Genomic DNA, 21,250 nt, shown 5'->3' on the forward strand with positions numbered 1-21,250 from the left:
GATATTAGTATATACGAAAAAAGAATACGTATTGCCGTATTCTTTCTGTTTAATGAAGATTATTTTTCTGTTGTTCTCTTTTTAATTTTTCAGGGGTGACATCGTTGCCTTCCGGATCAATCACTTTTACGCTCTTTAACGTATTTTTCATTGAGGAGCGGAATCCTTTCAAATATTCCTGGCGAAGCTTTTGCTGTTCAGCTTTTTCCTCATCCGTTATTGTGTTTGATTTAGCTTTTTGAGCCAATTCGTTAATTCTTGCGATTTTTTCTTTAGAAATCATAATAAGCTCCTTTGGTGCGTGTTGATTATATACTACTAAAACGCAGTCTTTTTTACAACTGATGCGCGTCAGCTGCCTTCTGTGTCTGCGGTATATTCCTGAAACCGCCGGTGAACCGTGGCTTTGGACACATCATAGCCGAATCCTCTTAAGGTCGCTGCGATTTCTGCAAAGGTAAGCTTGTTGGCTCTCAGCCTGATAATTTCCGAAACCGGAACCTCTTTTTTTTCTTTTCCGCTGTTTTCATGCCTGTTTTTCAGATTCCGTTCAGGTTTGTAACCGTTTTTCACGGCTCTTTTCATTCCCCGCCGGATTTTCATATTGTGAATTTTCCTTTGATATTCCTCAACAATACTGACGATTTCAAGTACCATCGTATCAGCTTCGGAAAGCTCCAGTTCACCTTTATGAGCCGTCGTATATATCTTTACGTTCTCCCTGTAAATGCAATGCAAAAGCGCAATCTTGGCGTTTCCTCTTCCCAATCTCGTTTCGTCCTGCACCAATATCGCGTCAATATGTGATTTTTTAATTTCATCAAGCATTTCAAATACTCCGTCGCGGTCCATTTCGTAACCGCTGGCTTTCTCAGAAATGACTTTCACGACTTCCATGCCGTTTGCAGCAGCGATCTCACTGAGCTCCTCTTCCTGTCTTTTTAATGACGTTTGCTGCTGTTCTTTGTTTGTGCTTACGCGGGCATAAATGAGCGCCTTCATTTCTCTCTTTCCTCTCTAATTGACAATGGCCAGCTGATATACGGCCGGATGCTTCTTCTTAACCGGAAGAATAAGTTCGTCTCCGGGCTTTATATCAGCAGTTTGGAGATGGTTATTCTCCGTCACCCACTCAATGAAATCTTCTTTATTAATGTGTTTCTTTTCTGCTACATGATCCGCAAGTGACCAGAGTGTATCGCCGTCCTGAACCTTTATTTTAACATATTGGCTGAGGGACTGATCATTTCCCGCACATGAGACAAGTAAAATAGCGGCACTTAAAATCGCAGTAAACAGTCCGACAAATATGATAGATTCTTTCGCCATGTAAACAACCTCCAATAAGAATGTTTGTTCGCTTTTTATACCTTTCAGTATATACGAACAAACGTTTCTGTCAATCGTTTTTTTCGAACCTATGTTTGTACTGTCAGGAAAATCATGCTATAATCTACTTAAAATCGACGTTTTGAGGTGCGAAATATGACGAAGCTATCAAAAAGGCAGCTTGATATCCTGCGTTTTATTAAAGAAGAGGTAAAAACGAAAGGATATCCGCCTTCTGTAAGAGAGATAGGAGAAGCAGTAGGACTGGCTTCCAGTTCAACCGTGCACGGCCATTTGGCGCGGCTGGAGACAAAAGGCCTGATCAGACGGGACCCTACTAAACCGAGAGCGATTGAGGTATTGGATGAAGAAGAAGTCCAAATTCCGAAAAGCCAGGTCGTAAACGTTCCGGTCATCGGGAAAGTGACGGCGGGTATTCCGATTACGGCTGTTGAAAATATCGACGAGTATTTTCCGCTTCCTAACCGGATGGTTCCTCCGGGCGAACATGTCTTTATGTTAGAAATCATGGGAGAAAGTATGATTGACGCCGGCATTTTTGACAAAGATTACGTCATCGTCAAACAGCAGAACACGGCCAATAACGGAGAAATCGTCGTAGCTATGACCGAAGATGATGAAGCGACGGTTAAGCGCTTCTATAAAGAAGACAATTATGTGCGGCTGCAGCCGGAAAATCCGACGATGGAGCCGATTATCCTGCAAAACGTAAGCATTTTGGGGAAAGTTATCGGCGTATTCAGAGCCGTACATTAATTCTATTAAACTTCATTTATCGTAAAAAACCCCTTACAGAGGGGTTTTTTTGCATAAAAAAAGCAGATTCGCCCTGGCTTAAGAAACGAATCTGCTAAGGAGGAAAAACTTACATTCTTATTATCCGACATCACACTTTTGAAGTCAACTAATAATGTTTCCCTAAAGAAACTTTTCATCCATTTTTCAACTTTGTATATTTGTGCGTGATGAATTTGTTTTTGTCTATCTTTTCTTTTGGGCGGGCGATCAAAATTTATATATGAATATTTAGTACATAGTACAATAGGTTATATTTAAATATAAAAAAACCCGCTGCCTTTAGCGAGTATCTATTTTCAATCAAAATGATAATATTCTACACCGTATAACCCTTTAATATAGGCGGGGCCACAGACGTTTGAAGAACTTTCAACCAGAATTCTGTATTTGTGATACGGATCAATTGATTTTTTATCCTGGGCACTGAGGTTTAACCAGCTGCCGCTGTAGTTTTTAGAACTTAATGTATAAAAATTTCCGTTCAGCGCCATCCGCTGGAGTTTCATGCTTAAACCGCACGAAGAGTTGTTCATGATGGTGAACTTATATCCTAAAAAGTAATCGTCGGCAGCTACAGCCCCAGGATTTTCAATATGAAACTCTTTTGCATTTCCCTCCAAAGTGAAGCTTGTTTTTGATCCGAATTCAGTGGTAGCCGCTTTAGCTGAGTGTATTCCGCTAAAACATAATAAAAAAACAGCAATACAAATCCAGTATTTTTTCATTTGCATCCCCCTTTTTACATATTTTAACTTGTGAATCCTGTGATGTCTATTCACATTTTATTAAAACGTATACTTTATAACCACTATATACCAGTTTAAAAATTTGCGGATTGCTTACAATGAAGACTAAACGAAATAACGAAGGTGGTTCAAATGAAACACGTAATTGCTTTCGCTTCTAAAACGGCGCTCACACTTGCTTTACTGTACATTGTTCTGGATCTTATGTACCAAGTAACCTTTTTAAACGTTCTGTTTATTACAGTGATCTTAAGTTTAATCACTTATTTTGCGGGTGATTGCATGATTCTGCCGAGAACAAGCAATTTCACAGCCGTTGCAGCTGATTTCGGAATTTCATTCATTATATTATGGATATTCCTTATGAACATTGGCGGATTTAATGTCTCTCCTGCCGCGGCATCGGTTATCTCTGCACTTGGCATTTCTGTTTTTGAGGCATTTTTTCACCGGTATTTGCAGCAATATGTACTTCCCGAAGATTATCAGGACACAACAGAGGCGGATAGCACGCTATGGAGCTATCAAACCGAGGCGTCTGAAGAATTAGTGCCGGAAAAAGACCCTCAGGAAAAAACATAAAAAGGAGGCAATCGCCTCCTTCTCTTTTTATTTTTGCTTCTGATCGTCCAGCGGCAGCTGCAGCAGCGAGTCTGTGCCTGTCGCTTTCGGCGTTTTTCCGTCCCATTTTTCAATCCATTTATATTTAATCATTTCATCGGACATTGATTTCTTTATGATTTGGTTGTAATCAGCGATCCCTTCCGCTTCAATTTTTTTCTTTTTCGCTTCGGCTTCGGCTATTTTAATTTCAGTTTGTGTCCGTTCAAGTTCCTGTGAAGACTTCACCCTTGCATCGATAGCTTCCTGTGTGGCTTTATCCGGCTTCGGTACGCCAAGCGTGAGATCATCAATTAAAAATCCAAGACTCTTCATATCATCAGCAAATCTCTTTTGAACATCGGCAGCGGCTTCTGCAGATTTTTGCCCGTATGTGTCAATAACCGAGTATTTGCTGATTGATTTTCGCGCCGCATCCCACAGCCTTGTTTTTAAATATGTATTTTCAATCGTTTCAACGTTTACCGCGCCGAATTTGTTAAACAGATCGACTACTTTATCAGGCTGCACGACATAGTTGTAAGCGATATCCATTTCTATATTTTTACCGTCTGAGGTTGCCACTTTTATATTTTCATTATTCACTGTCTGCATACGCACCGGATATTCCGTTACTTTATTAAATAAACCGACTAAGTGCCAGCCTTGGTCCAATGTGTCGGATTTTACCCCGCCATTCGGTGAGTATACAACCCCGACATAACCGTTCGGTATTTTTTCAATGAATAGTGACGCTGTAACGCCCGCAATTAAAAGGGCTGCACCTATAATCACACCGCCGAGAATTTTTTTTGTGTTTCCGCGCTTATTTTCGCTCATGCTGATCTTCTTCCTCCCATGACTTTTTGAATTTTTTGGCTCTGCTTCCCACTTGTTTAAAGATTGGACTAAGCATCAGCCATAAACCGAATCCGATGATGACAAGAAGAATGATAGACCCGATCATCACTTTCATTTGCCCACCTCTTTTCTTTCATCCTGTCAATTATGTATACGATCTTAAGAACTTAAAGTTTCATAAATTTCAAAAGAAAAAGCCCCGCCGACAAAATAGGCGTGCTTATTCATAATTGTCACTGATAAAATCAGAAATCGTTTTTGTGAATTGATAAAAGGTCCCGTTTTGTGTGGATGCTCTGCTTTTCAGCGTAAAAGTGTCAAATAGTGATTTTCTGAAGCCGGTGCTCATTTCGATTTGAATACTCAATCCGGATGAAGATTGATTGGCAAGGTTGTTCGGACTGACGCCTGCATATTTATCATTTATGCCGAGAAGAACGGCAGGATACCCGTGCCGTTTCAGCACATCGGTCAAAAGTTCGGCCCGTTCTCTGTCTGTACCGCCGATTTTTATCTTTTTATCATCACTGCCGTAACCGTGCAATGAAATGACATTAGAGTGCTCTTTCACCATTTGCACGGCCTTAGGTTCATCGAAATGCGAACTTGTCAAATGCAGAGCCGCATTACCGGCTGATTTTAACCCTTCAAATAAATATAAACTCCGGTTTTCGGCAATTTCTCTGGCTAACTCACTGGTCCCCGGCTCTATGCCTCCGCCGTGTATAGCTAATATGAGGACAGAAGGGTTATGTTCTCGCGTTGAAATGGAAAAATCGGAAGGATTTTCATTCAGCTTTAATTCCTCGAAACTGCCGTAAATATCTGAAGCGGCATTAGCCTGAAAGAACGGCAGGAGCAAAAACGGTAAAATCAAAACTAAAATTCCTTTTTTGGTTATTGATGGCATTTGTATGTTTATGTTACAATACAAATGCTTCAGCCTTTGAAGCGAACGGCAGAACAGGGTGACTTTGGACGGTTTCTTCTGCTCTGCCTCTTTGCCAGCTGCTTTACGGTCTACTCTTCTAACCCTTTTTGCCATAACATCATCCTTTCTTTTGTTTACACTTTTGTCACAATATTATATACGTTGGACAAAACCTCCGTTCATCTTGAAGAATAAAAACATCAAAACAACTTCTATCCTTTAACCTAAAAAAGTCTTTCTGTTCAAAGAGACGGAAGGCTTAAATATTTGCTCTTGGCATAGACGGTTACGGAGCGGCCGCTTATTTCGAAGTCAAATTCGAACGTGACGTATGATTTCCCAATTCAAGAATCCCGAAACAAATTGAATGTAACTGCTGTTTCCATAAAAAAAGACTGCTGTTAAGCAGTCTTTTTTCGTTTTATTTCGTGCCTGTTGATCCCAGTCCGCCGCGGTCATTGTTCCCGAGCTTGTCTACTTCGATCAGCTCCACTTCAGGCATTTTCTTCATGATTCTGAATTGGCAGATCCGCTCCCCCTTGGAAATGTCGGTATCCCGAAGCGCGAATGCAGGAAAAAACCAGAAGTCATTGTCGCCTTTATATGATTCATCAATGACTCCCATTGAATTTGTCTGAATGATACCGAAATGCTTATATGTACTTGAACGCGGAACGACATGGGCCTCATATCCTTCCGGCAGTTCCATCGCAACTCCAAGCGGGATAAGTTTGAATTCACCTTTTTTGATTGTGATATCTTCAGCTGCCCGCAGATCAATCCAATCGCCCTGTTCAATTTTACTGATTCTCGTTTGCGTATCATCTGAATATTTAATTTTGATTTGTAAAGTCATGTTCGCTGCTCCTTTTGCTTCCCTATTTCAGTCGTATTGATGACCAATCCGTGCCCCATTATACCATTTAACTGATAAGAATGTTGATTTTGGTGTATTTGCAGCCGAAGAGGAAGCACAGCGAAGTCAATGAGAATAAACCTAAAATGAGGGCCCTTCCTATCAGTTTTTTCCTCCATTTTCACATGACAGCTTCAATTATAATAATGCAAAGCTTTATATCCGTTCTTTCAACAGAGCTTTTTTAAAATTTCACCTTGGTTTCAAAAGGAATTTCGTTCTGAATAAAGAATTTGAAGAATAAGCGCTTAAAGGGTGCGCGACTCTTTTCTGTCCCCTGCCTCAGGCGCTTATATCAAAAGAAAGAGGTGTCTTTAGAATGGTTCAATTTAAAAACTTTCCTGATCCGTCTTTAAACGCCCCATTGCAGTCTCGCCCTGCACAGCCCTCTGAATTGGAGCATCTCAAAGCAAGGATGCAGAATTTTATTAAGCATTCCGCAACGGATGATAATCTTGAGATCGCAGATGCCCGGGTGACGGCGGAAGGAATGGTCACCTCACTTTTAAAAGAACGGCTTGATACAGAATACGAAATGCTTATGAATAAAATCACCCGGGAAGTGAATGTGGAGGACTACGGAGCGGTCCCTGACGGCCGGGACAATACGGAAGCCTTTCGGAGAGCGATCGGGAACGGCCGGGTCAAAGTAAATGTCCCCGCAGGAGAATTTTTGGTTCAAGGGATAAAACTCCCCTCATGGACTACCATTTCCGGTGAGGGACAAGGGATTACCGTGCTTAAGCTTCATGAGGACACTCCCGCATACGAATGGGTCATTACTAACGATGATTACGATAATGGAAACCGTAATATTTTTGTCCAGAACATGACTTTAGACTGGAATCCTGATCGTCAATGCGGGGTCAGGAACCCCGGAGGACAGTTTTCCAGCTGTTTAACGTTTGCTAATGTGCAATACGGCTGGATTAAGAATGTTGAAACGGTTAACGCGGGTCTCCATGGTATTGATATTACATCTCCGACTTACGATCATTTGCCTGAAACAGAATGGACGAAAGACGGCTGCCGATATATATGGATTGATAACTGTGTGGCATACGGCGCCGGAGACGACGGCATTACCACCCATTACAGCGAGTATATTTTCATTTCCAACTGCCATTCCGGAAACCCCCGCGGCACAGAGCATGCTGAGGGCAGCGCAAACTCGAACGGCATTGAAATTGACGACGGCTCTAAACATGTATGGCTTTTAAATAACTATACGAGCGGAAATATCCGCGGGATTGAGGTAAAGGCGCACAGCCTGTGGCCGGCTTCTCAAAATGTTCATATTATCGGTCATGTTTCGTATCGTGATGTACGTTCATTTGATATTCGTCATATCGGCCATCATCAGGCCTCAGACCCCGAAAGCACGACGGCTTATGATGTTACTTTAACCGATTGCACCGCGATTGAACCGGTATTCAATGCTCTCTATGACGGTGTGACCCCGAGGGCGCTGGTCATCTCTGCCTATAAAAACGTTAATGTAAACGGATTCACAGCTATTGGTGATCCCTCATACGACTATGGCGGGAATCCAGTCGTGGCTCTTCAATACCGCAGTCAAAATATTACGATTAACGGCATTAAAATACGCGGCTTTACACAAGCCGGTGTTGACATCAATATATCCGGCGGATCAAATAAAACCGATTATGTTAAAATTTCAAATTTTGATATATACAAGTCTTCTCCTAAAGGCATCTCAATCGGCGGAGGCCAATATAACGTAAATATTATGAACGGTACGATGATCGGAGACGGCGGTTCCGTCGGAATTACGTCCCCTAACAGTCAGGCCGTCATTCTCGGGGTGCAAGCGGAAGGTTACAGCGCGGCCGCATCTATAAAAGGACAGACTTATGAGCAGATCCCCGTCAATTTAAAGGGAGGCGCACAGCTCGCGACCAGCTCCGGTTTTGCATTCAACCCGACAAGCGCCGTTATTGCGGGAACAGGCGATATTACGGCCAGAGGTGACAGAAATGCGATCATCAGCTCTTCCGGAGGTTCAAGTTCTGAAGGTTCAAGGGCATTTATCGCCGCTTCAAACAATGTCCATATTACGGGCAGCAAAGTCTCCAGAACGATTCTGTCATCAGAAAGCATTACATTGGAAGAACCATACACGGTTGCCGGAGGGCATCAGTCCATCAAATGGAAACTGGATTCAGCGGGCGGCCACGGTACGTTCGCCGGAGCTGTCACCTCTTCCCTGTCAGGGTACGGAGAATATTTTGAAAGTGTAACCGGCCAGACAATTCCCGCCGGGACGATCGTCACAGTGAAAGGCGAAAAAATTGAATCGGCTCACGTCGGAGATTACATGCTCGGCGTCATTTCAGAAACAGCCGCTTTTATCTCAGGAGCGGCAAGCTTCGGATGGCAAAGCCGCTTTTTGACAAACGAGTTCGGCGGTTTCATATACGAAAATGTGACTGACGAAGAAACAGGAGAAACGGTACGCGTGCCGAAACAAAACCCAGACTGCAGTCCGGCTCTTGAAGCTGACTATGAAGCACGCGCGGCCAGAGACGAATGGCACATTGTCGGACTCAACGGCCGGCATTACGTACGGGTCGACGGTACGGTCAGCCCGGGAGATTATATCACGGCCCATAACGGAATCGGGACTAAAGCCGCGGAAGGCTGGAAGGTATTGAAACTGACGGCCTTGTACAGTTCTGAAAAAGGGTACGGCATTGCAATTGCGGTTATCAAATAGGGACTCAATATCAGGATCATCTCCTCTCTTTTCTATCGGGCGGGTATGATCTTGTTTTTTATACCGAATGAGATGCCTCTTTTTCAGCATACCGTTTCATTTGTCCAAGCCATCCATGCTTTCTGTCATAGAATACTACCGTCAGATGAAAAAAGGAGGAATATGAGTATGGATATGGGTATGGATATGGGTATGGATATGAACGGACATTATGATCACCACCCAAAGCAGCCTAAACAAAAAAAGAAGAAACAAGATAAAAAGCATCTTGATTATGATTACATCGTTGTTTATAAAAGAAAATGCAAAAAATGTAAAAAATGCTGCTAACTTGACATATCAACACTTTTTACATCCGGTAAACTCCGGGTGTTTTTCTTATTATGGCGTTTCTTCGGGCTATTTTCACCCAAAATCAGGTCATCCTATCACAATACATAAAAAGACTCTATTATTTTCTTCCCTTTTCGCCTAATTAAAAGGTTTTCATTTACAGAAAACAACACAAATAGAATGACATGACTTTTGAGAAAATCTACTCTTTGCTTGGTCAATTTTTCTGCGATACCATGAATTTGCAACAATTTTTAAAAATTTCCTCAGGAGGTCATAGCCATGAAAATCGCCAGAACGATAGTCGGATCATGCTTAGCTTTATCTCTAACAATTCCTTTCACAGCCAGTGCCTCAGCAGCCAGTCAGTCTGAACACGCAAACGCGCCTCACGTTTCACCTGTTGCAAATCCGTTAGAAAGTAAATTATCCCAAACAGCAGACCAAAACGTAAAAGCAGCAGGTGTTGATGCCGGGCTGAACGTAAACGTAGATGTTCTCGGAATCTCAGATCGCATTGCTGAAGCGGTTAAGTCAGATCAAAACCGAACCGGCTGGGTAAAAAATGTTATGGAAACAACATTTTACGCATCAGGACAGAAGTACAACGTCATGGTGTTCAATTTAAATCAAGAATATGAAGACCGCTTTAACGGCGTTCAGTTTTACGGATCAGCCGTTTATGACGGCATTACTTACGGAATCTGGGTCTTCGAAGACGGGTCCTTCGATAACAAAGGGGACGGGGGCTGGATCAATTGGGCATTCAGAGGGTGGTTCGATCGTGATAATCAGCATATTGAATTCCACAGACCTTAATACGGAGAAAACTTGCGGCAGCGCCCGCAAGTTTTTATTTTGATAACGGGATACTGCACATTTTTCACCGTTATAACGACTATACTTGAAGTGCGGGCTCCGATCGCAGCCCCGGTAAAGTCTTTCAAAGTGAGGGTATGCCATGTCAAAGTCTTTAAAAATAATGTTGTGGAGCATATTGGTGTTCATCATCTTGTTAGTGATTATCGGAATCGTTTCTTTCAATCAAACTCCGTCTGCAGAAAGCGCAGCGGAAAGAATGCTTTATGGCTTCTAATCAATTTTAAAGTTCTGCAATAAGCCTTCACCGGCTTTTTTAAACCACAGAACACCTGACAAAACGACGAATTTTCAATTTATTCGTTAACGATCTCATTCAGTATAGAATATACACGTGTATCATGGAGCAGTCCGTTTTGATACATATATCTTCTCAAAATTCCTTCAGATTGAAACCCCGCCTTTATCAGTAATTGATGAGACGCTGCATTCTCAATGAAAACAACAGCGCCTATACGATGCAGCCCAAGCTTTTCAAACCCAAAAGAAAGAACATTCTCCAACGCCTCAAAAGCATAGCCATTCCTCCAATAATTCGGATGAATCTCATAACCGATCTCCGCCCGCTTATGCTTGGGCACCCAAGAGTTAAAACCAATAGTTCCGATTATTCCCTTCGCATCTTTCCTCTCGATTCCCCATCGCATTCCCTTTTTATCATGATATTGATCTTTAAACCAGCCAATCATTTTTTCAGCCTGTTCCATTGAATCAAAAGGTTCCAAACCATAATAGCGTGTTACATTTGTATTTGAAAAACAAGCAAATATTTGCTTTGTATCTTTCTTTTCAACTTCTCTAAGAATAAGTCTGTCCGTTTCTATTACAGGAAGCATTTACGGTCCCCCTTTAAAAGAAATGCGAGAAGAAAATATATGCAGACTAAAACCCTTTTTTCAAAAAGTAAACTAGCATCCCTATCAAACTTTTCATTTCGGCATAATATGTATTAATCCTCTTTAGGAGGTGAGATTATATGGGATTCTCAGGTGGTTATGGTAGCTCCTTTGCGTTAATCGTGGTGCTATTCATTTTATTAATCATCGTTGGGGCTTCTTTCCTCGGCGGTTATTAAGAATCCTCTTACCTCCGCATCCATGTCAGCAGCACCTCCATGATCGTACGGCGCCATAAATGAAATGTTTATGGCGCTCTGCTGTTTTTCCCCTTTTCATTCACACATAAAAACTAAAAAGATCGGCCGATGTATCAACATGCAGCCGATCAGTAATTCATAGATTATTGTGTAAGGTTTACATCGATGACGTTATAGAAGGCATTGGAAGTATCCGCAACGTCCCATACCCCTAAAATGACATGATACCCGCTTCGATCAGTCGGCACAAAAATCTTATGAGTCAAATTCGTATCTGCCTTGGAACCGTCGTGGTTTACCGTTCCGATTAATTCGAATTCATCTCTTGACAAAGGTTTATTCGGATTCCAGTTTTTCTTGGTGATATAATAGTGCCACTTTGATGTCGCATGAGGGGCCGTGTAGTACCAAGTAAAGGTGTTAAAACCGCCGCGGATGTTTTGTTTTACCCAATAATCTGCAGTCTGCTTGTCTAAACCGAAGTCAATTTGTCCTGATCCCCCATTTGCAGACGCAATTCTTCCATCCGGCGGACCTGCAGCCGGAAACCCTTTTGGCCCTTCTACAGACTGAGGATTATCAATGACGGAGCCATATTTCTGCGCAGCGGCCGTCCAGCCCAATGTTTGTTTCTCTAATGCCCCCATGTACGCTCTGCTGACGGGCTCTTTTATATACCCGTGCGCAGATGCATCACTTGAATAGAAAGCGCCTCCAATACCAAGAGTAACAGTTAAAACTGCAGCTTTGACTAAACCCTTCATTACTTCATCATCCTCCCTCTTTTGTTAATAAAAACCTTTCGGTATATACACTTCACGATGGAGGATGAAATGACCTTCCTTTTCTTGATAGGAAAAAGCAATGAGGTTCGCGCTTTCCCCTTTGTTTTTTATAATCATAAAGAAAAAGCCGGGCCGATTCTGTTGTCGAATCCGCGATTGCCAAAAACCGGCCCGCCCCTTTTGCTCAGAACTTCATTCGCTGGATTTGCCGGTTTCTTTTCGGATAACCGGTGCTACTTCCGCTGCTAATCGTTCGATGTTTTCCGCGGCTTTTTTAAACGGCATACCTCCTATATCGATTTGCGCGAGAAATCGCTGATGTCCGAATAACTCGTATTGATGCATGATTTTTTCAATGATCTGCTGTGAGCTTCCCACAAATAAAGCAGTTTCTTTTCCGGACGCCCGTTCAAAATCTTCCTTCGTTAAAGGCTCATCGATCCCGTGATATGAATGAACATGAGACCAGTAATTTGAATGGTACGGGTAAAATTCTTGTATTGCCTGTTCATTCGTTTTTGAAATGAACATATGTCCGGTTACGGCAACCTTCACATTTTCCGGAGGATGACCGGCTTTAGAAGCCGCTTCCCGGTATTTGTCAACAAGCGGCTTAGATGACACCGGATCACCGCTCAGTACAGCTAATGCCAAACCCGCACCTGCACGCCCGGCCCGTTCTGCGCTTTCCGGAGTCCCCGAAACACCTAACCATAGCGGAATGCTTCCGCGAAAAGGCCGAGGAGAAATTTCTGCCTCTCGCAGCGGCGGCCGATAACGTCCTTTCCAGGTAACCGATTCTTCCCCGGAATTTAATTTTAAAAAAAGGTCAATGTGTTCTTCAAACAGTTCTTTATAATGGCCTACGTCATAACCGAAAAGAGGAAACGAGTCTAAAAATGCGCCCCGTCCCGCAATGATTTCCGCCCGGCCGTCTGAAATCAGATCAAGCGTTGCAAAATCCTCAAATAAACGGACGGGATCTGCGGTGGATAAAACAGTCGTGGCACTGGTCAGCTTAATATTTTCGGTGATCTGTGAAATCGCTGATAAGATGGCCGGCGGCGAAGATACCGCATAATCAAGACGATGATGCTCGCCTACACCGAATACATCAAGCCCTGCGTCGTCAGCCAATTTCGCCAGCTTCATCAATTCATCTATCCGCTGCTTTGCGCTGACTGTTTTCCCTGTCAGAGGATCGGGATATAATTCTGCAAATGAATAAATTCCAATTTCCATACAATCACGGTGTTCAGCCCTCACATTTCTCTCCTCCTGCACTGTGTAAAAAAGCTTTTATGTTATTCTATTCAGCCGTTTTACAAATAGGAATTCGTTCAAAATAAATACAGAAGCTTAACATGCAGAAGGTCGGTATGAGAGGAAAAAAAGTTTCCGGCGCCCTTCAATTCAGCCCATTACACTCATGCAGCCGGACTAGGCAAGAACAAAGCCGGCACAAGCGGATTCGAATTCATGTGTTCATTTTCAGTCCAATTCAATCCAATCGTAATATTGATCATAAAGCTTTCGTATTCTTCCGGCATCAAGAGCAATGACTTCACACCCTCTGTCATCATACAGAAAGAAAATAATATCTTTTGTCATATTCACAAAGAAAACATCAGGATATCCAACGGAACAGCCCCCGAACCTTGGCTTCAGCGGAAAATCTTCGTGGACGGCTGCCTTAAGTAATTGGGGGATACGCAGATCTTTCCGTTTACATAATAAAGAAAACTGCTGCATTTCATATTCTTCTTCGACCGGGCATTGACAGGTCTTCACTTGAATCCGATATAAATCATCCTTACACTTCAGAAACGGCTGATAAACCTTTAATTTTCTCGCGTGATTACCTTGAGATTTGTGCTTATACACGTTGGCAACAAGGAACATGTCATCGCTATGTTCAAACAGCTCATTGAAAAGTGCGGCGGTTTGATGATGAACAAGCTGAAAATACTCAAGATTCAAAGCACCGCTTTCATTAAATTGATACATATTGCCGCCGAGAGAAAAATGAATTCCAACGTCCCATTGATGATAAATGCCGGGCACTAATTTTAAAGTCGGAAACCTTTCCTTCAGATAATCATTTATTTTCATACAAACATCTCACTTTCCGTTTCCCGCTCCAGAAGCAGAAGGAGCCGAGAACATTCCGCTTTTTTCTTTTTCACCCTTGTAATATTATTCCGATTGGAATACAATGAAATAGAACACTGTGAACCCCATTGATCAGGGTGGATGCTGGTCACATTCATCCTGATCCTTTCTTTTACACAAGATCGCCCCAACTTTGAACCCCTCCGTTTCCAACCTTATTCATTGATATTACATATATTTCAATGGTATTATTTTCTTATACATAAGCATCAAGAGGTGTCCGCTTTGAACAACATCAGAAGATTAAGAGAATATTTCCGGTCTCACCGTAAAATAAGTCTGGCTGCAGACTTGCTTACGGCTGTATTGCTTATCTCATTATCCATTCTTTTTAACGGACGCCGGCAGGGAGCTTTTAATGGTTTCTTTATGTATGTCTTAGTAAGTAATTTTATCGGCTCCAATGCCTCTTTTATCGACTTCAGCAAATCGAGGAAAAACAAACAAAAATAAAGGCTCCGCGTCAAAAAGAGGGTTATACCGCCCTCTTTTTATTCTTTCAGTCATACCAATGCGTTCTTTTCAGGTTGAATTTTTCTGAATAGGACTCATGATCGGTTTTCCATACTGCTTCAACAGTGATTTCATGACCGATCACTTCATTTTCCGGCATATATTCAAACGTCTGAATATGGTCTTCTCCCGTTCCGCCGCCTTCTAATTTCTCTCCGGTGTATTCTGAAAGATGATAGTCTTTATATTCACCATATTTCCGGCCGTCAACAAATAATGTTAATCTCTTAATCACCGTGTTCTTTTCATTCACTTTATTACCTCTGTAATACAAATTCAAGAAATAGTTAGGGCCGATAGAGGTCTTGCCTGATTTTTCGATTGACGCTTCCCACGTCTTGCTTTGGCTACAGCCGATATATTTAACTTTTTCTCCTGAAATTAAAGAAAACAGTGCACATCCGGCTGCTATTATGAGAACAGTGATAATAACCAGCAATGTTTTAATGACTTTACGTTTTTTCATGACATCCCGCCTTTATCATTTAGAACGTATGAATATTAGAATTGTTACATTTAATTTGAAAGAATAATAAAAAGGGATTCTAATCCCAGGAATAAAAAAATACTAAGAAGATCATATTCCCCTTAGCCTCACATCCCAGATTGCCATGCAATAATGATAAAAGTCGTCCAAAAAGTTGTGACTAAAATAAGCATAACGGTTACAATCATTAAAAAGAGACAACTTATTGTTAGAATTGAGTCTTTGTTTTTGTTAAGAATCAGAGTAACCACTGATCCTGCAGCAAATAGATACGACAAAACCGCACCGACCCAATACCACAACATAGAGTCATTGCTCCAGTAAGCCATTGACTGCATATAAATACTGAATATAAATCCTGACAATGCTAATAGAAACGAAACTAAATTTGATTTCAAGTTAGAGTTCCTTTCTTCATAAGTTTTATTTTTAGGCACGGTCATACATCTGATAACACCTTTATGCGATATGCTTAGCCGCTTTGTCTGCATATTTTAATTCTTATTTCGTTTTTAAATATGTTTACTAAAACAGAAATGATATAAAGTTCACCTGAAACGCCGATTTAAAATTAAATAGATGTTTTATAAGCGTGAATTGCTTGATTTCTCAATTGTAAGAGTTATTTAGACCTTCCATAGCATTCACCCTCTCTCAAATTTTACAACGTTACTATAAATGATTTTCATTTTTTCCAAGTCCTTCAACTTGAATCTCATTTGAAGGAAGTTCGTTCATTGTAATTTCAATGTCTATCACTACCCTGTTTTGCCCAAGTATAGCATCATATTTGTATATGTTTGCTTCACCTTTGTATAACAAATTCCTTCCGCCTTTGGCTTTAATGACGGTTGAATTTGAGCCCATAAAGGGGCCTTTAAGATGTAACGGAAGAATCTGAAGACTGAAGCTTCAGCAGCTTCTGTATCAAAGTGACAGCTAGTGCAAGTATTACACACCTAAGCATTTTTCAATTCTGTAACTACCTGGTATTATTTCTCACGTTATTTATCGGTAATTCTATTGATAAATTCAACTCAAATACAAAAAGAACCTGTCTCTAACAAGGTTCTTTTCGTTTTGGTAACTGTATATTGTTTTTAACGACATATAAATGGAACTTAAGTATTGATTGCTTCTTGGAGACTGTTATGATCGTTAGCTAAACCATAGAAGTTCTCTAATAATTGTGTATCATCTTCCTTGCCCATCCAAGGATCTTTCTCTAATGGTTTGTAGCAAACGTCATACTCAACTTCATCTGTTGTTTTTTTACTATCTAAATAACAGCCTCCATATCCCTTCAAAAAATCCTTATAGTCGGAAGGTAATTGATTTCCTATGTTCATTTCAAGCTCTTTGAGTTGTTCATTTGTATTAATGCTAGGATCTGTGCTAGCATCAATCGTAAACTCTTTCAACTTTTGTTCGATCTTTGTGAAGCTCATTTTAATACTCCTTGATATGCTATGGAAAAACAAGTTATAGACCTTCTTTTTAGTTTTAATCGTCCCAGTCCTCGTCATCGATCCAGTCGTCTTTCGCTTCTTCAAGTTCTTCTATTAAAAACTCAAGGAATGTACTACCAACTTGTTTACCATATCCCTCTTGGTTATCCCAAAGAATGACTGGGCATTCTCCATCTATCATCTTGTTAGTGTCAAGACAATAAGAAAATTCATCTACATATTCGATCACTACAAGACCATCGGAAAGGTTATAATATTTTTTATATTCATTGGTCTGCTCGACAACTTCAGCACCGTGAGAGTCATATCCGAGTATCATTGTTCCATATGCTCCCCCTGAACCATACTCAGTTAAAAACCACTTATAGCTGTCTGGAAGGGTTACATTGAGATCCTCTTCTATTTCTCTAATCCGCTCCTCAGTGACTCCTCCCGTGAGAATAGAATTTTCTTTATTTTCATCAAAGAAAGTTTTTATTTTCGAATAATCCATTAAACTTTCACCTCTTATTCTTGATTCTCAAATTGCTGAGCTCTCCATCTCCAATACCTTCTTCTGAAACTTTTATATTGTTTATCAAGCACAGGATCATTTCTAAAACTCTGTCCATTCCCTTTTAATCCATGCAAAACATCACTGTACTTATTATGCCAGCTTTCAGGTATCTCCAGCATAGTACCAGGCTCTTCTTGAATTAAGTGATGTAAATTTATTTGCGTGCCATCTTTAGCAAACGGAGCATTACCATTTTTCATCAGTTGAAGATTCGTAAAGCCTTTACGATTTTTTTGATTAAGATCAATATCTTTCATTGTATATACCCTACGGCTTACATCTCTAATTTTCCCTTTTGTTTTTACTTTGCCGTCTATTTCATAGGCCTCATACTTCTCTTTATTTAACCAAGGGACATTTACTTTCTGACCAGTAAATGGCTTTCTGCTTTCATCCAATTTCTTTGCATTAGTCAAAAGTTCTTTCTTAAGGTTTTCACCATTTACTACATTGTATGGCACGTCACCTGTCAGAGCAAGATCATACTTAGAGTTATAAGGAAGCAGATCTGGAAGTTTAACGTCTTTAATTTTCTTCCCTGCCTGTCCTGCCTTGTTTATGACCTTCCCCGCCGCATCAGCTTTGTTAACGGCTCCTGCGCCTTTCGTTCCGACGACAGCCACAGCCACTGAACCGACCGCATATGTCACCCATCTTGATCTGGAGTAAGCATCTCCGTTCACCATATCCTTTTGATACGACTCTTCAATTGCCGCTTTAACAGCATCATATGTTTTAACAGGATGAAGTACTGCATTCCCCAGTGCTGACAGCGTTTCCCCCGGATCGGTTATGAAGTCCCATAGACCGGTCACCGTGTCTTTCCCGACATCATATAAACCAACGCCGGCTCCTTTTAAAATATCCCAAGTCACTTCTCCGGCTTCTTCCATCTGTTTTGCTTGTTCAAGCTGGATCACATATTGCTGCTGGGAAGGTTCAAGATTCTCGTAACCGATCTTCTTCGCAATTTCCAAGTATTCATCCGGATCGGTCACACCGTCAGCCAGCTTTTTCTTTAGATCCTTGATTTCCCGCTCTTTCGCTTCTTCCTTCTTAAACGTTAAATATGTGTCTGAGTGTCTTGCAATCTCGCCTTTTTTCTTATGTATGTCACTTTCTCTGTACGCCTTGGCGTTATAGTGAAGTGGTGTTACATTTTTCCCTTTGCCTGTAGCATTTTGGAGCTGCTGAAAATCTGCCTGAATGAAATGTTCATTTGCCTCGGTTTCTGCGTATTCTTTCGTTAGATCGTGATCAAGCTTTCCGAGTTTATGTATGGTCTTATCCCGTTTTTTGTCTGCTGAATCCAGCTTTTGATCGACATCTTCTGTAGAGAAAACATCAAGATGAATGATATCACTGATTTCATCAAGGATACCTTTCATTTCATTGCGCTGCTCCTGCATGATAGCTTGTGATGTATTCTTCGCATGTATCAACTCATGTTCTAAAAATGACTCTTCCACAAACGAATCGGCCAATCCGGCATCAGCTACTTTTCCTGAAATACTGTTAAGAAACGCAATCTTCATATCGATCAGATCAAGCCAGCTGTCCGTGACGCTGGCGTGGTCTTGGAAAAAGGCTTTGATATTGTCGGCGCCTTTGCCTGAAAACTCACTGTCGTCTAAGTCAGCCATTTCCTGAAACGCTTTTCTGAGATTAATAAATTGTTCTCTAATCTGATCGTATTGTTTAGCCCGCTTTTCTGCGGCTGAAATGAACGAGGCTGCTTCAAATACTTTCATTTACGTCTCCTTTCCGCTTCTTTCTGTCTAAATTTTACCATAGGATATAATGCCTGAAGAACTTCTTTTTTGTTGCGTTGAACTTTCTCCGTTCATAAAAATAACCATCAAACTGATGTTTTCTCCCGCAAGTCAAATCGCGGAAAATGCATCGGCTGATGGTTATAAAGAGTATGGATCCCAGTCTTAAATGCAGGGAAGTGAGATAACGAGTACACCTAGATTCCTTCATATGTGACAACCCAATATTATTTATGCCAAAAACAGCTAACAGCGCAGTAAAGGTCATTACAGAATTCATTTCCCTCGAAGTTAGTCTTAAGATAGTTTAAATTAAGCCATTGAGTATTTTTTCAAACTTATTCACGCTCATCATCTCATGAGTGAGAAATGTCCCATTATAAAACACGCTGAAAGTCGTCCAAACTGCCGGGGATTTTTGCGCCATATCTTTTGACGTTATTCGCCGGGCCTGAAAATGAAGTCCTTTCTTTTCAATCAGTTCCTTTAAATCCTTTAACAATCCGACTGCAAATGGGCATTGAGCTGTATAAAATATTGTGATTCCCTTATCATTAACGGAATTACTTTTCACCTGTTTTTTAAATACAGGAGGATGTGCATGTTCATTCCACGTCAGTGACACCAACTGAAAATAGGGTTCTGCTTCATCTTGCACAGCAAATCCCATATGCTCGAAGAAATGCTTATCACTTAAATAAGGGAGTTTTTTCTTCCCCACTATATGAACTATCCCATCCATACCTCGGGATTTTGCATCTGACACACATTTTTCTAACAAGTGTTTCGCATGTCCGTTATTCTTATATTTACCTGAGACCCAAAGACAATTAATAAACATAAAATTAGGTGCGCTTACCGGAACCCATGCTTCTTCTGCAGGTAAATATTCAATAAAAACTTTTGCCCGTTTGTTTAGGCGATAGAACACCAAGCCATCAATCATTCGATCTTTGAGCCAGCTCTTCTTTTCATTTACCGCATCCTCATATTGTTTCGTACCTAATGCACAGCAAATATGATTGTCATCAATATTGTCCCTAGTCAACTCAATGTATTCCATTTTTCCTCACCCGCTTTCTGGATTCATCACATGAATTTCAATTTGAACAATGCAGACTGTGCATGGCGCTAGTCGGTCTTTTTTAGAAAATCAGCTTTACTTCTGGGGAGTATTGTAATTTCTCAGAAATATAGAGTCCCAGAACCAATATATGAACGCAGCAACAATGCTCATTATGTAATAAATGAAAGTTCTAAAAACTGAGAAATCAATTGGCGGATTATCTATGTACCAGAACAAGAACACAGCTAAAAAAGCGACTGCTGTATAAATGAAAAGATGAACCAAACTAAACTTTTTAGGCTTCTTTCTTAGCCATAGTTGCACAGGAACAGCAAACAAAAGGTAAGTAATGAATGCGTAAAAAGCAATGATAACCACAGTAACCAATGCAAATGGCACAAAACCCGAGTATACAAACATATATAGCCCGAAGATCAAACCATACGACAAACTTGAAAAAGCCAATGTGTAAGTATAGCTTTGACTTTTGCTCCAAGACGCTGCTTCCATATATTTCACCTGCTTTTTATAAAAATAAAGTATCCATTTTTTCCTATTGTTTAAAATCAGTATATATCCATCACTTTAAAAGATCTATGTTTTTTGGCAGATCATCAATTCACTATCTTAATATCCAGAAATTTTATTGCCATTAAAAAAGGTCAAGGAAATACCTTGACTGTGTATCGCTCACCAATCTGCATCCGGCTCATCGTGTTCGAATCCGTAAAAGCCTTTAATCCACACATCTCCGCAGCCGGCTCCTTCACCTTATCAGCCGCGCTCAAGTTCAAATGATTACCCGTGAAATTCTTTTCACAAAGGGTAAAATCATCTCCTGCCAGTGTAATTCTCTGCAGTTTAAGCTCAAATATCGGCAGAAAGATTATGACCACAAATTCAAAGCAAGAAACGACAGCCCCCATGCAGATAGACCAAACATTACAAAGAACCTAAGCAAAGCTTCGAATTTTGTAAGTCTTCGCTCCCTTTTCGTTTTACCCAATTTCCAATAAACGGCGTAGCAGGAAAACACCAAAATGAGTTGTCCAAGTCGCGACACAGATTCTAAGAATTCTATACCATTCATTGATTTTCACCTCGTTTATTTAAACAGAGAGTCTTTCTTACAGCGTTTATCCAAAGCACTGATTTTAAAAACCGCTTGAGGAATTGTTTGTAA

Annotated in this window: 27 protein-coding genes and 1 pseudogene; 7 read left to right on the forward strand and 21 right to left on the reverse strand. The window is 40.8% G+C overall.

What is annotated here, in order from left to right:
• Positions 1-49 precede the first annotated feature (49 nt).
• From CXL14_RS14180 to yneA, 3 genes are all read right to left on the reverse strand, one after another.
• Positions 50-283 (reverse strand): DUF896 domain-containing protein, encoded by a 234-nt coding sequence (locus tag CXL14_RS14180; protein ID WP_003153997.1) that lies wholly within the window; start codon positions 281-283, stop codon positions 50-52.
• A 68-nt stretch (positions 284-351) separates the two neighbouring features.
• The gene (locus CXL14_RS14185; RefSeq protein ID WP_021493418.1) at positions 352-1,002 is read right to left on the reverse strand and encodes a YneB family resolvase-like protein; all 651 of its coding nucleotides are present in this window, start codon (positions 1,000-1,002) and stop codon (positions 352-354) included.
• A 15-nt stretch (positions 1,003-1,017) separates the two neighbouring features.
• Positions 1,018-1,329, reverse strand: a complete 312-nt coding sequence (gene yneA / locus CXL14_RS14190; protein WP_003154001.1) for a cell division suppressor protein YneA — start codon at positions 1,327-1,329, stop codon at positions 1,018-1,020.
• Between the two features lie 156 nt (positions 1,330-1,485).
• Here yneA and lexA point away from each other — a divergent pair, with 156 nt between their 5' ends.
• Positions 1,486-2,106 carry a transcriptional repressor LexA gene (gene lexA / locus CXL14_RS14195; RefSeq protein ID WP_088056487.1) on the forward strand — a complete coding sequence of 207 codons (621 nt, stop codon included), beginning with the start codon at positions 1,486-1,488 and terminating at the stop codon, positions 2,104-2,106.
• A gap of 338 nt (positions 2,107-2,444) precedes the next feature.
• On the opposite strand, the gene CXL14_RS14200 is transcribed toward lexA, so the two are convergent.
• On the reverse strand, positions 2,445-2,873 hold the full coding sequence (locus tag CXL14_RS14200; RefSeq protein ID WP_014418016.1) for a hypothetical protein: 429 nt from the start codon (positions 2,871-2,873) through the stop codon (positions 2,445-2,447).
• 153 nt (positions 2,874-3,026) lie between these two features.
• Here CXL14_RS14200 and CXL14_RS14205 point away from each other — a divergent pair, with 153 nt between their 5' ends.
• Positions 3,027-3,476, forward strand: coding sequence for a YndM family protein (locus tag CXL14_RS14205; RefSeq protein ID WP_014418015.1), 450 nt, complete (start codon positions 3,027-3,029; stop codon positions 3,474-3,476).
• Positions 3,477-3,503: 27 nt separating this feature from the next.
• On the opposite strand, the gene CXL14_RS14210 is transcribed toward CXL14_RS14205, so the two are convergent.
• From CXL14_RS14210 to CXL14_RS14220, 4 genes are all read right to left on the reverse strand, one after another.
• On the reverse strand, positions 3,504-4,334 hold the full coding sequence (locus CXL14_RS14210; protein WP_014418014.1) for a prohibitin family protein: 831 nt from the start codon (positions 4,332-4,334) through the stop codon (positions 3,504-3,506).
• Positions 4,321-4,470 carry a hypothetical protein gene (locus CXL14_RS20215; RefSeq protein WP_014418013.1) on the reverse strand — a complete coding sequence of 50 codons (150 nt, stop codon included), beginning with the start codon at positions 4,468-4,470 and terminating at the stop codon, positions 4,321-4,323. Before CXL14_RS20215 ends, CXL14_RS14210 begins: the two co-directional genes overlap by 14 nt.
• Before the next feature lie 105 nt (positions 4,471-4,575).
• A complete protein-coding gene (locus CXL14_RS14215) occupies positions 4,576-5,400 on the reverse strand; it encodes a poly-gamma-glutamate hydrolase family protein (protein ID WP_014418012.1) in 825 nt (274 codons plus the stop codon).
• A 307-nt stretch (positions 5,401-5,707) separates the two neighbouring features.
• A complete protein-coding gene (locus CXL14_RS14220; protein WP_003154017.1) occupies positions 5,708-6,142 on the reverse strand; it encodes a dUTP diphosphatase in 435 nt (144 codons plus the stop codon).
• Between the two features lie 379 nt (positions 6,143-6,521).
• Here CXL14_RS14220 and CXL14_RS14230 point away from each other — a divergent pair, with 379 nt between their 5' ends.
• The 3 genes from CXL14_RS14230 (at position 6,522) to CXL14_RS14235 (ending at position 10,091) form a co-directional block, all read left to right on the forward strand.
• Positions 6,522-8,939, forward strand: coding sequence for a peptidase G2 autoproteolytic cleavage domain-containing protein (locus CXL14_RS14230; RefSeq protein ID WP_014418011.1), 2,418 nt, complete (start codon positions 6,522-6,524; stop codon positions 8,937-8,939).
• A gap of 168 nt (positions 8,940-9,107) precedes the next feature.
• Positions 9,108-9,269 carry a hypothetical protein gene (locus tag CXL14_RS20220; protein ID WP_162147386.1) on the forward strand — a complete coding sequence of 54 codons (162 nt, stop codon included), beginning with the start codon at positions 9,108-9,110 and terminating at the stop codon, positions 9,267-9,269.
• 285 nt (positions 9,270-9,554) lie between these two features.
• Positions 9,555-10,091, forward strand: coding sequence for a hypothetical protein (locus tag CXL14_RS14235; RefSeq protein WP_007410338.1), 537 nt, complete (start codon positions 9,555-9,557; stop codon positions 10,089-10,091).
• Between the two features lie 356 nt (positions 10,092-10,447).
• On the opposite strand, the gene CXL14_RS14240 is transcribed toward CXL14_RS14235, so the two are convergent.
• Positions 10,448-10,987 (reverse strand): GNAT family N-acetyltransferase, encoded by a 540-nt coding sequence (locus CXL14_RS14240; RefSeq protein WP_014418009.1) that lies wholly within the window; start codon positions 10,985-10,987, stop codon positions 10,448-10,450.
• 140 nt (positions 10,988-11,127) lie between these two features.
• Between CXL14_RS14240 and CXL14_RS14245 the strand changes: the two genes are divergently transcribed.
• Positions 11,128-11,226 (forward strand): YjcZ family sporulation protein, encoded by a 99-nt coding sequence (locus CXL14_RS14245; protein WP_003154022.1) that lies wholly within the window; start codon positions 11,128-11,130, stop codon positions 11,224-11,226.
• A gap of 164 nt (positions 11,227-11,390) precedes the next feature.
• On the opposite strand, the gene CXL14_RS14250 is transcribed toward CXL14_RS14245, so the two are convergent.
• The 3 genes from CXL14_RS14250 to CXL14_RS14260 all read right to left on the reverse strand — a co-directional run bounded on the left by CXL14_RS14250 (position 11,391) and on the right by CXL14_RS14260 (position 14,144).
• On the reverse strand, positions 11,391-12,011 hold the full coding sequence (locus CXL14_RS14250) for a lytic polysaccharide monooxygenase auxiliary activity family 9 protein (protein ID WP_003154023.1): 621 nt from the start codon (positions 12,009-12,011) through the stop codon (positions 11,391-11,393).
• 213 nt (positions 12,012-12,224) lie between these two features.
• The gene (locus CXL14_RS14255; protein ID WP_014418008.1) at positions 12,225-13,298 is read right to left on the reverse strand and encodes an LLM class flavin-dependent oxidoreductase; all 1,074 of its coding nucleotides are present in this window, start codon (positions 13,296-13,298) and stop codon (positions 12,225-12,227) included.
• Between the two features lie 225 nt (positions 13,299-13,523).
• Complete coding sequence (locus CXL14_RS14260; protein ID WP_101287852.1) at positions 13,524-14,144, reverse strand: DUF3885 domain-containing protein; 621 nt, start codon at positions 14,142-14,144, stop codon at positions 13,524-13,526.
• Between the two features lie 276 nt (positions 14,145-14,420).
• On the opposite strand from CXL14_RS14260, the gene CXL14_RS14270 reads away from it, so the two are divergent.
• A complete protein-coding gene (locus CXL14_RS14270; protein ID WP_225513857.1) occupies positions 14,421-14,657 on the forward strand; it encodes a hypothetical protein in 237 nt (78 codons plus the stop codon).
• A 46-nt stretch (positions 14,658-14,703) separates the two neighbouring features.
• Here the strand turns inward: CXL14_RS14270 and CXL14_RS14275 are convergent, their stop codons facing one another.
• The 9 genes and pseudogenes from CXL14_RS14275 to CXL14_RS20430 all read right to left on the reverse strand — a co-directional run bounded on the left by CXL14_RS14275 (position 14,704) and on the right by CXL14_RS20430 (position 21,157).
• Complete coding sequence (locus CXL14_RS14275) at positions 14,704-15,183, reverse strand: DUF4944 domain-containing protein (protein ID WP_088056489.1); 480 nt, start codon at positions 15,181-15,183, stop codon at positions 14,704-14,706.
• A gap of 128 nt (positions 15,184-15,311) precedes the next feature.
• On the reverse strand, positions 15,312-15,695 hold the full coding sequence (locus CXL14_RS14280) for a DUF3902 family protein (protein ID WP_316249981.1): 384 nt from the start codon (positions 15,693-15,695) through the stop codon (positions 15,312-15,314).
• Between the two features lie 181 nt (positions 15,696-15,876).
• On the reverse strand, positions 15,877-16,026 hold the full coding sequence (locus CXL14_RS20425) for a hypothetical protein (protein ID WP_223257613.1): 150 nt from the start codon (positions 16,024-16,026) through the stop codon (positions 15,877-15,879).
• 302 nt (positions 16,027-16,328) lie between these two features.
• Positions 16,329-16,652: pseudogene (locus CXL14_RS14290) on the reverse strand (SMI1/KNR4 family protein); the annotation flags it as partial.
• 55 nt (positions 16,653-16,707) lie between these two features.
• Entirely contained in the window at positions 16,708-17,166 is a 459-nt protein-coding gene (locus CXL14_RS14295; protein WP_014418000.1) for an SMI1/KNR4 family protein, read from the reverse strand.
• Positions 17,167-17,180: 14 nt separating this feature from the next.
• Positions 17,181-18,980 carry a T7SS effector LXG polymorphic toxin gene (locus tag CXL14_RS14300; protein WP_014417999.1) on the reverse strand — a complete coding sequence of 600 codons (1,800 nt, stop codon included), beginning with the start codon at positions 18,978-18,980 and terminating at the stop codon, positions 17,181-17,183.
• Positions 18,981-19,308: 328 nt separating this feature from the next.
• The gene (locus CXL14_RS14305; protein ID WP_014417998.1) at positions 19,309-20,064 is read right to left on the reverse strand and encodes an N-acetyltransferase; all 756 of its coding nucleotides are present in this window, start codon (positions 20,062-20,064) and stop codon (positions 19,309-19,311) included.
• Between the two features lie 96 nt (positions 20,065-20,160).
• The gene (locus CXL14_RS14310; protein ID WP_014417997.1) at positions 20,161-20,577 is read right to left on the reverse strand and encodes a UPF0715 family protein; all 417 of its coding nucleotides are present in this window, start codon (positions 20,575-20,577) and stop codon (positions 20,161-20,163) included.
• 376 nt (positions 20,578-20,953) lie between these two features.
• On the reverse strand, positions 20,954-21,157 hold the full coding sequence (locus CXL14_RS20430; protein ID WP_017417852.1) for a hypothetical protein: 204 nt from the start codon (positions 21,155-21,157) through the stop codon (positions 20,954-20,956).
• Positions 21,158-21,250 lie beyond the last annotated feature (93 nt).

It is taken from the genome of Bacillus sp. SJ-10 (assembly GCF_002843505.1).
GTDB classification, from domain to species: domain Bacteria; phylum Bacillota; class Bacilli; order Bacillales; family Bacillaceae; genus Bacillus; species Bacillus velezensis.